The organism is Paenibacillus oralis (assembly GCF_003863965.1).
GTDB classification, from domain to species: domain Bacteria; phylum Bacillota; class Bacilli; order Paenibacillales; family Paenibacillaceae; genus Fontibacillus; species Fontibacillus oralis.
In genome coordinates this window covers 1,945,199-1,954,998 of the sequence record NZ_RRCN01000001.1, presented here as the reverse complement: position 1 = coordinate 1,954,998, position 9,800 = coordinate 1,945,199, and the positions used below count along the sequence as shown (strand labels likewise).

At 54.4% G+C, this 9,800-nt stretch carries 10 protein-coding genes and 1 rRNA gene (1 of these 11 cut by a window edge); all 11 read right to left on the bottom strand.

The genetic code is table 11. The features are described 5' to 3' along the window. Positions 1-399, bottom strand: a 16S ribosomal RNA gene (locus EHV15_RS09235) (it extends 1,155 nt beyond the left edge of the window). Between the two features lie 440 nt (positions 400-839). Continuing rightward, complete coding sequence (gene lysS / locus EHV15_RS09230; protein ID WP_128630944.1) at positions 840-2,348, bottom strand: lysine--tRNA ligase; 1,509 nt, start codon at positions 2,346-2,348, stop codon at positions 840-842. A gap of 105 nt (positions 2,349-2,453) precedes the next feature. Continuing rightward, a complete protein-coding gene (greA, locus tag EHV15_RS09225; protein WP_128630943.1) occupies positions 2,454-2,930 on the bottom strand; it encodes a transcription elongation factor GreA in 477 nt (158 codons plus the stop codon). Between the two features lie 301 nt (positions 2,931-3,231). Beyond that, positions 3,232-4,233, bottom strand: coding sequence for a tRNA dihydrouridine synthase DusB (gene dusB, locus EHV15_RS09220; RefSeq protein ID WP_128630942.1), 1,002 nt, complete (start codon positions 4,231-4,233; stop codon positions 3,232-3,234). A gap of 54 nt (positions 4,234-4,287) precedes the next feature. After that, complete coding sequence (locus EHV15_RS09215) at positions 4,288-4,494, bottom strand: helix-turn-helix domain-containing protein (RefSeq protein WP_128630941.1); 207 nt, start codon at positions 4,492-4,494, stop codon at positions 4,288-4,290. Continuing rightward, complete coding sequence (gene folK / locus EHV15_RS09210) at positions 4,446-4,994, bottom strand: 2-amino-4-hydroxy-6-hydroxymethyldihydropteridine diphosphokinase (RefSeq protein WP_128630940.1); 549 nt, start codon at positions 4,992-4,994, stop codon at positions 4,446-4,448. Before folK ends, EHV15_RS09215 begins: the two co-directional genes overlap by 49 nt. 9 nt (positions 4,995-5,003) lie before the next feature. Continuing rightward, the gene (gene folB, locus EHV15_RS09205; protein ID WP_128630939.1) at positions 5,004-5,366 is read right to left on the bottom strand and encodes a dihydroneopterin aldolase; all 363 of its coding nucleotides are present in this window, start codon (positions 5,364-5,366) and stop codon (positions 5,004-5,006) included. A 57-nt stretch (positions 5,367-5,423) separates the two neighbouring features. Then, complete coding sequence (folP, locus tag EHV15_RS09200) at positions 5,424-6,260, bottom strand: dihydropteroate synthase (RefSeq protein ID WP_128630938.1); 837 nt, start codon at positions 6,258-6,260, stop codon at positions 5,424-5,426. Then, positions 6,257-7,186, bottom strand: a complete 930-nt coding sequence (locus EHV15_RS09195; RefSeq protein ID WP_128630937.1) for an aminotransferase class IV — start codon at positions 7,184-7,186, stop codon at positions 6,257-6,259. Before EHV15_RS09195 ends, folP begins: the two co-directional genes overlap by 4 nt. After that, the gene (gene pabA, locus EHV15_RS09190; protein ID WP_128630936.1) at positions 7,183-7,764 is read right to left on the bottom strand and encodes an aminodeoxychorismate/anthranilate synthase component II; all 582 of its coding nucleotides are present in this window, start codon (positions 7,762-7,764) and stop codon (positions 7,183-7,185) included. The genes EHV15_RS09195 and pabA overlap by 4 nt, the downstream gene beginning before the upstream one ends. 3 nt (positions 7,765-7,767) lie before the next feature. Next, positions 7,768-9,630, bottom strand: a complete 1,863-nt coding sequence (locus EHV15_RS37275; protein WP_246061429.1) for an anthranilate synthase component I family protein — start codon at positions 9,628-9,630, stop codon at positions 7,768-7,770. Between the last annotated feature and the right edge of the window lie 170 nt (positions 9,631-9,800).

Genomic DNA, 9,800 nt, shown 5'->3' with positions numbered 1-9,800 from the left:
TCAGACTTTCGTCCATTGCGGAAGATTCCCTACTGCTGCCTCCCGTAGGAGTCTGGGCCGTGTCTCAGTCCCAGTGTGGCCGTTCACCCTCTCAGGTCGGCTACGCATCGTCGCCTTGGTGAGCCGTTACCCCACCAACTAGCTAATGCGCCGCAGGCCCATCCGTAAGTGACAGATTGCTCCGCCTTTCCCAAGCCTCTCATGCGAGAAGCTTGATTATCCGGTATTAGCTACCGTTTCCGGTAGTTATCCCGGTCTTACGGGCAGGTTGCCTACGTGTTACTCACCCGTCCGCCGCTAAGTTAATCAGAAGCAAGCTCCCGATTAACTCCGCTCGACTTGCATGTATTAGGCACGCCGCCAGCGTTCGTCCTGAGCCAGGATCAAACTCTCCAATAAAGATGGAAGGAGTCTCGTACCCGAAGGCATGAGGTGTTCCATCGAAAAGTGTTTGACTTGCTCATTTTGAATCTGACGAGAAAGGATCGAATTTCAACGCCGGCGTTAACCGGATTGGAATTCATCCATTTTAATTCTCATTTAATACTCACTCGTTGTTCAGTTTTCAAAGATCAACTTTTCGCTATCAACCGATCTCTCGGCGACAACTCTTATACTATATCATGTCCGGCGTTATCTTGCAAGCATTATTTTTTTCTGCAATTTCTTAGCTGACTGTCATAATGCCTACGAATAACGACCGGATTTATAATATACCACCTTTTTCGGGATGGCGCAACCTATTTTAGGGCTTTTTATGCATGCAATTATATCCATATGCCGTCACCCAAAAAAAGAAGCCCGGCTATAGCCGAGCTCTTAGTCAAATCCAAAATCGATTAAACCTCGGAACGCATATGCGGGAACAGCAGCACGTCGCGGATGGAAGCCGAATCGGTAAGCAGCATAACGAGGCGGTCCACCCCGATGCCAAGTCCGCCGGTTGGCGGCATTCCGTATTCCAATGCACGAATAAAGTCTTCGTCCATTTCATGAGCCTCGTCGTTCCCTTTTTCCCGTTCCAGCAATTGAGCCTCAAAGCGCTGGCGCTGGTCGATCGGATCATTCAGCTCGGTGAACGCATTGGCATGCTCGCGCGCAACGATAAACAATTCAAAACGATCGGTAAAGCGCGGATCCTGCTCGTTTTTCTTGGCCAGCGGGGAAATTTCCACCGGATGCCCGTAAACAAACGTCGGCTGAATCAACGTCTCTTCAACGAATTGCTCAAAGAACGCATTCAGGATATGACCAAAAGTCATATGTGGCTCGACCGGAACTTTATGCTCCTTGGCCAGACGATGCGCTTCTTCGTTGCTCATTTGCACACCGAAGTCGACACCGGTTACCTCTTTGACCGCATCGACCATCGAAACGCGGCGCCATTGCGGGGCCAAATTGACCTCATGCCCCTGGTAGTGAACCACTTGCGTTCCCAATACTTCCTGGGCGATATGGGCGATCATATTTTCCGTCAAAGCCATAATATCCTTATAATCGGCGTAAGCTTCATAAAGCTCAATCATCGTAAATTCCGGGTTATGGCGCGTCGAAACCCCTTCATTCCGGTATACACGGCCGATTTCGTACACCTTCTCCAAACCGCCGACAATAAGCCGCTTCAAATGAAGCTCGATGGCGATCCGCATGTACAGCTGCATATCCAAAGCGTTATGATGCGTGATGAACGGACGGGCCGCAGCTCCGCCGGCGATATTGTGAAGGGTTGGCGTTTCCACTTCCAGATAGCCGAGCGAATCCAGGTAACGCCGCATCGATTGAATGATCCGCGAACGTTTAATGAACGTTTGCTGCACTTCCGGGTTTACGATCAGATCGACGTAACGCTGGCGGTAGCGAAGTTCGACGTCCTTCAAGCCGTGGTATTTGTCCGGCAGCGGATAAAGCGATTTGGACAGTACCTCCAAGTCTTTTACCTTAATCGTCGTCTCACCGGTTTTGGTTTTAAATACTTCCCCGGTTACCCCAACGATATCGCCCAGGTCGAGAATATTAAACGCCGCATATTTGTCTTCAGGCACGCTGTCCTGGCGCACGTAAAGTTGAATTTTGCCGGACAGGTCCTGAATATGCGCAAAGCTGGCTTTCCCCATGACGCGTTTGGCCATAATCCGGCCAGCAACCGACACCTCTACATTCTTTTCTTCCAGTTCTTCTTTGGAAAGCCCGTCATAATCCTGGATAATGTCTCCGGCCATCGCGGTGCGTTCGTATTTTTTGCCAAAAGGATCAATTCCGAGTCCGCGCAGCTCGTCCAATTTATCGCGGCGAATCTGCAGCAGTTCGCTGACTTCTACGGCTTCCTGATTGTTGAGTTCCTCGCTCATGCCTATTGCTCCACTCCTTAAAAGAAACTTATATTTGATAGCGGCCAGAGGAAACAGTGAAAGAAGCTTCCGCGGGGGAAGCTTCTTTCGTCGCTAATTCCGGCTTTATTTCTTAATATCCACAATTTTGTATTGAATCACGCCCGCCGGGACATTGACGTCGACGACTGCGCCTTTTTTCTTCCCGAGGATGGCTTTGCCCACAGGGCTTTCGTTGGAAATTTTGTTCTGCATCGGATCGGATTCCGCCGTCCCGACGATCGTATATTCCATCGTATCGCCGAACTCCAGATCTTCCACCGTTACGATCGAACCGATGCTGACCGTATCCGTATCAATTTCATCGTTATTGATGATCCGGGCGTTGCGCAGCATTTTTTCCAAAGTAATAATTCGCCCTTCAATAAAGGCCTGCTCGTTTTTGGCGTCTTCATATTCCGAGTTCTCACTGATATCCCCGTACCCGATCGCAACCTTGATCCGCTCCGCCACTTCGCGGCGTTTTACGGACTTCAGGTTCTCCAGTTCTTCTTCCAGTCTCTTAAGACCGTCTTGGGTAAGAATTACTTCTTTATCACTCATCTCAACCGATTCTCCTGTCATGGAAATAATTTTTGCACCTGGCGTAAGGCGCCCCCGCCTCTTCCGTTCTGGCAACATCCATGTGCATGCAAGCTTCACCCGAGTATATCTTATGCGATCTTATGGAATGGTCAGACCACCACAATTTACACGTTGTGGCAGTTAACTCCTGAGGCGAATTTTATATTGTGAAATTATAGGTGAACGATCCCCAAATGTCAATGACACCAGGTTTTACAAATGTAAACGTTTTATAAACGCCTGCCCCATGTTCGCCCATAAAGCCCCTTAAAGCATAAGTTTAAGCCGAAACCTCTTCGCGGGATACGCCTTCGGACAATTCGGCGACAAAATTCTCAAGAATCCGGACCATTTCATCGCGCCGGGTTTCTTCCATGATAAGATCTTTGATGCGGGCCGAACCTTTGAGACCTTTCAGATACCAGGCCAAATGCTTGCGCATTTCGCGAACGGCCACGTGCTCGCCTTTCAGCGCGGCCAAACGGTCCATATGCAGGATGGCGATCCGGATTTTTTCGTGCGCGTCCGGTTCCGGAAGCAGTAGGCCCGTTTTGAGATATTCTACCGTCCGGTACAACATCCACGGATTGCCGAGCGCCCCGCGTCCGATCATCACCCCGTCGCAGCCGGTTTCGTCCAGCATGCGTTTGGCATCCTCCGGCGTGACCACATCACCGTTCCCGATGACAGGGATCGACACAGCTTCTTTGGCCTGCCGGATGTAGCTCCAGTCCGCCTTGCCGGTATACAACTGCTCCCGCGTCCGGCCGTGCACGCTGACGGCTTTGCCGCCCGCCGCCTCCACCGCCTTGGCATTGTCAATCACATAAATATGGTCGCTATCCCAGCCAATGCGCATTTTTACCGTGACCGGCTTGCTGACGGCAGCCACCACCGCGGATACCATCTCAAAAATTTTATTCGGTTCCAACAGCCAACGCGCACCCGCATCGCATTTGGTCACTTTCGGCACCGGACAACCCATGTTGATATCGATGATATCGGCATTAGTGTCCTGGTCAACCACCTTGGCCGCCTTCACGAGGGATTCCCGATCACCGCCAAAAATCTGCAAGCTCAGCGGCTTTTCGCGCTCGTCGACAAACAGCATTTCCTGAGTGCGCTTGTTGCCGTGAATGATCGCTTTATCGCTAACCATCTCCGCGCAGACAAGCCCGGTTCCAAATTCCTTGGCAATCAGCCGGAAAGCCGGATTGCATACGCCCGCCATCGGGGCGAGCACAACCTGGTTTTTCATTTCAATATCGCCGATCTTCAGCAAGATGGTTCCCTCCTTTACAAAATAATGTTGGTAAACGTAAACAACCTCTTCAATTTATCCTTCCGCCGTCAGCTCAGCCAACTCGACGCCGAGAGCATCGGAAATTTTGTTTAATAATGGCTCATCCGGCCGGCGGTTGCCCCGTTCGACAGCCCCAAGGACCGCGAGGGACACGCCGGTTTTCTCGGCAAGCTGTTGTTGCGTCAAGCCTTTCAGTTTTCGGAAAGCGCGGATGCGCTGTGCCAGGTGTAGGTTTTCCAAAACCGGACGCCTTCCTTTCCTTCTATGGAGTCCAAGGCTGCCTGCATGCGCTCATAAAGCCCGGAGGATTCCCCCTTCGGGACGATATCGGCAAGGGGAATCAGCACAAACGCCCTTTCCATCATTCGCGGATGCGGCAAAGTAAGCAGCGGCGTATTCATTTCCCTGCCTTCGGCCCACAGCAAATCGAGATCCACCGTGCGCGGGCCAAACCGGATTTTGCGCTCTCGTCCAAGCCGAAGCTCGATGTCCAGCATTTCCGACAGCAGCTGCTCCGGATCCAGCGTCGTCTTCAGCGCCAGCGCCATGTTCAAAAAACAAGGCTGATCCAGATATCCGACCGGATCGGTCTCGTACAGGTTCGAGCAGCGCAGCACCTTGATCGCGGGATGCGCCTGCAGCTCGGCAATCGCCTTCGTCAAGGTCGCTTCGCGGTCGCCCAGATTAGCCCCTAAAGCAATATAAGCCTCTGAAAAGTCAGAGGGAGATGTTGTGTTCATAACGGCTTCTCACTTTCTGGAACGGTACAACTCCACCGTCACGCCTTCAAAATGAATATCAAACGGAGGGTGCGGTTTCGTCACCTTTACCGTTAAGGCATCTACCATAGTATAAGTGTCCAAAACGGAGGATGCAATATGCTCGGCTAACGCCTCGATTAATTTGAAGCTTTTTTGCTGGACAATTCCTTGGACGAGCTCATGAATCTCGGCATAATTTACCGTTTTCGACAGATCGTCGCCGGTTCCCGCCTCCCGCAAATCAAGCTCCAGCTCCAGATCGACGTAAAAACGCTGGCCCAGCTTGCGTTCTTCCGCGAACACCCCGTGGTATCCGTAGTATTCCATGCCCCGCAGCACCATTTTATCCATTCAGCATACTCCTTTTACTGGAAAATAAGCCGCCTTGAATATGCTCAAGGCAGACGTTCAAGCATAAACGATCGCATCGCACATTTGCACGGTCCGTTTGATCTCCTTGACGTCGTGAACGCGGACGATTTGACACCCTTGCGCGATGCCAAGCGCCACGGTGGCCGCGGTTCCGAGAACCACTTCGTCCACCGGCAAATCCAGGGCCGTGCGGATAAATTTTTTGCGTGAGGTGCCAAGCAGCATGGGATACCCCAACCGGATCAGTTCGTCCAGCGCCTGCATCACGCGCAAATTTTCCGTGTAATCCTTGGCAAACCCGATCCCCGGATCGAGAATGATGTTGTCGTCGCTGATCCCCGCATTACGGGCAAGCTGCACGCATTCCCGCAAATCCGCGGCGACATCCTGCAGCAGTTCGCGGTAATTCCGGTCGTGGCGGTTGTGCATCAAAATGACGGGGCAACCAAATTCCGCCGCCACCTGCGCCATTTGCCCGTCCGCTTTAAAGCCCCAAACGTCATTAATGATATGGGCCCCTGCCTGCAGCGCTTCCCGGGCCACTCCAGCTTTGTATGTATCCACGGAAAGCGGCACCTGCGGCATTTCGCGGTGAAGAGCTTCAATGACCGGAATGACCCGCTCAAGCTCTTCCTGCTCATCTACCGGTTCATGCCCCGGACGGGTGGATTCCCCGCCGATGTCGATCAAATCCGCCCCGTCCTCCACCATTTGGCGGGCATGCTTCAGAGCCAGGTCCACGCGATTATAACGGCCTCCGTCGGAAAAAGAATCCGGCGTCACGTTCAAGATCCCCATCACCAGCGTCCGTTCGCCCAGCGTAAGCTCTGCGCTTCCAAGCCGATAACTCCGATGATACAACGTAGGCTTCATGTAAAATTCCTCGCTTTCTGTCGATACTTGTCCAGCAGGCTTTGCGTGACCGGCCCGATTCGTCCGTTCCCGACCTTCACCGCGGGTATTCCAGGGCTAACGAGCTCCGTCACGGGGACGATTTCCTGAATCGAGTTGGTCACAAAAACCTCGTCCGCCTCAAGCAGCCTGTCCCACGCGTAAAATCCCTCTTCCCGTTCAAGTCCGCCTTCCACTGTCAACTCCAGTACCACGGCGCGGGTAATTCCCGGTAGAATGCCCGTACCGATATCCGGTGTATATAATTTCCCATTTTGCACAAAAAATAAATTGCTGACGATCCCCTCCGCCAGCCAGCCTTCCGCCGTCAAAAGCAGCCCTTCTCCCGGGGCGGCGTTATGCGGCGCAAAAGCAGAAGCTCCCGCCTCCCGTTCCAGGCGCGTAAGCTCGCGTTTGGCCAATACGTTGTTCATATAATGCAGCGATTTAAAGCGGACCTCGCCTTCCGGCGTGTTCCGCCGCGTCCCGAGCCGCCAGAGCGGCTTGCCGGCGGAATACAGCGATGCCGGCGGTTCGGGGAGCGGCTTGACATAGATAATCGCCGCCGGCTCCCCGTAGTCGCCGGACGGCAGCCCCAGCGGCCCTTCCCCGGCCGTAACCGTAACCCGGATGTACCCTTCGGTCAATCCGTTCAGCTCGAGCAGCTCGGCGATTTGCCTGCGAATGCAGCCTGCGCCTGATGCTCCGGATACGAGGTCCAAGCGGATGCCCAGCGCCTCGCACCCCGCCCGCAGCCGCCCCAAATGCCGCTCCAGCAAAAAAGGCCGGCCGCCATACGTCCGGAACGTCTCGAACAGGCCGATACCGTACATGAAGCCGTGATCCATCACGGATATCACGGCTTCGGCGGCTGGGGTAGGCACTCCGTTAACCCCGATGTAGTTCATGCTTGCGCTTCCGCCTTCCGGCTTAAGAAATTGCGAAGCATTTGATGGCCGTGCTCGGTAATGATCGATTCCGGGTGGAATTGAACCCCCTCGACGGCATATTCCTTGTGGCGCAACCCCATAATTTCGCCTTCCTCCGTCTCGGCTGTGATCTCCAGGCAATCCGGGAGACTCTCGCGCTCGACGATCAGCGAATGGTAACGGGTTGCGGTAAACGGCGACGGCAGCCCGGCAAACACCGACTCCCCGCGATGATAAATCGGGGACGTCTTGCCGTGCATCAGCCGCTCGGCGCGGATCACCTTCCCGCCGAAAGCCTGGCCGATCGCCTGATGGCCCAAGCAAACGCCGAAAATCGGAATTACGCCTTTGAAGCGTTCGATCAAATCGAGCGTAATTCCGGCTTCGTTAGGCGTGCAGGGCCCCGGTGAAATCAATATATGATCCGGCTGCAAAGCCTCGATACCCGCAAGATCGATTTCGTCGTTGCGGCGGACAGTCACTTCCTCGCCAAGCTCGCCTAAATACTGTACTAGGTTATACGTAAAAGAATCATAGTTGTCGATAACCAATATCATGTCTCATCTCATCTCCTGTCCCCAGCTTTTGCCCGGACGGTTCTCGCTTCTGCGAACCGCCAAAGCGACCGCTTTGGCTTTATTATGGCATTCCCTAAACTCCCGATACGGAACCGAATCGATCACGATGCCGGCTCCTGCCTGAATATAACCTACGCCGTCCTTCACGACCAGCGTACGTATAATAATATTTAATTCCATATTCCCGTTATAGTCAATCCATCCCATGGCTCCGGTGTAAGGACCGCGGGTGACCGGCTCGAGCTCCTCGATGATCTCCATCGTCCGCACCTTGGGAGCTCCGGTGATCGTCCCCCCGGGAAAGACGGCCGCAATCACGTCATAAACCGTCTTGCCGGGCGCAAGCCGCGCCTCTACCTCGGATACCAGGTGCATCACATGCGAATAGCGTTCGATGGCGAACAGCTCGCTGGCCAGGACCGAACCGTAATCGGCGACGCGCCCCAAATCGTTGCGCAGCAGATCGACGAGCATGATATGCTCGGCCTGTTCTTTTTCATTCGTGAGCAGTTCTTCCTCCATTTTCCGGTCCTCTTCCGGCGTTCGCCCGCGCCGCCTCGTTCCGGCAATCGGCCGGGTGCTCGCCTTCCCTTGCTCGACCTTGACCAGCAGCTCCGGTGAAGCGGAGACAAGCTGAAAATCCGGAAACCGGAGCATTCCCATATACGGGGAAGGGTTCACGCGCCGCAGCTGCTCATACACTCCCTCAGGCGTCCCCTGCAGGGGGAACGCATGCCGAAGGGACAAATTCACCTGAAACACATCGCCCGCCGCGATGTAATCCTGTACCCGCATCACGGCGGCCTCAAAAGCCTCCTGCGTCATGGACGCCCCGGCTGCCCCCAAATCGGCCTCGAGCGGGTCCGGGCCGGGTTGTGCGCCAACAGGCTGCACTCCGTCTGGCTGTGTGTTGGCTGGCTGTGCGTTGGCTGGCTGTGCGTTGGCTGGCTGTGCGTTGGCAGGTTGTGCATTAGCGAGCTGTGCGCCAACAGTTTGTACGCTAGAGGTTTGATCCCCGCCGTGTTTTCCGCTCCCATCACCGCCTGCTCGTCCCGTAGCCGCAGCCTCGGCACGCTCAGCACCAAGCTGGACAATCTCCGCCCAACGCCGCTCCATTTGCTCCGCTCGCCGTTTCGCCTCTTTGTACAGAACCGCCAGTTCGGCATCTCTGGCTCTCATGCCCTCATCGGCTGTTTGAGCCGCCCCCCGTTCTCTCGGCAGACCTCCAATCCCCGGACACGCACGATGAACGACACAGTAAACGTCGCCCAGCTCCTGATCGATAACCCAAAGCTCCTCCACACGCATCCAGACGTAATCATCGAGGCCCAGATCATCCTTGGCCAGCCGGGGCAGCCGCTCCAGCGAGCGGACGACATCGTAGGCAAAGAAGCCGACGGCTCCGCCGCAGAATTTGGGCAGCCCGGGCAGCACCGGCGACCGGTATGGAGCCATCCAGGCCTGCAGCAACTCCAGCGGTTTGCCCTGAAGCTTAATCTCAACTGTTCCGGAGGCTATTGCCCCGAATTCCATAGTCCCTGATGCCATAGAATCGGATGCCATAGACCTGGATGCCATAGTTCCAGAACCCATATCAAGAACGACGGCCTCCTCACCTTTGCCGCGAATGACCGAAACCGGCTCCAGTCCGAGAAACGTGTACCGCCCCCCTTTGGCGCTCTCCAACACAAATGAATACGGATTGGCCCCCTTCCAGGCCTCTGCCCAATCCTCCGGCAGCATCACCGCGCCCGCTTTGACCTTCCTGGCATACGGCAGCAGCGTCCACGTTCCTTCCGCGGCCCAAGCCCTCCACTGCTCCCATGTCGTTGTCGTATCTGTCATCAGCCGCCAATTCCTCCAGAACAAATTGCGTTTATTGGTAGCTAGTATACTAAAGAACCGTTGCAATTTTAAATATATTTGCAAAAAATTAATTCCAGCGAAAAACATAAGGACAAAAAAGGTCGTTATTCCGGCGAGTTTCCCTATTGAACAAGAAATAAAGGAAATTT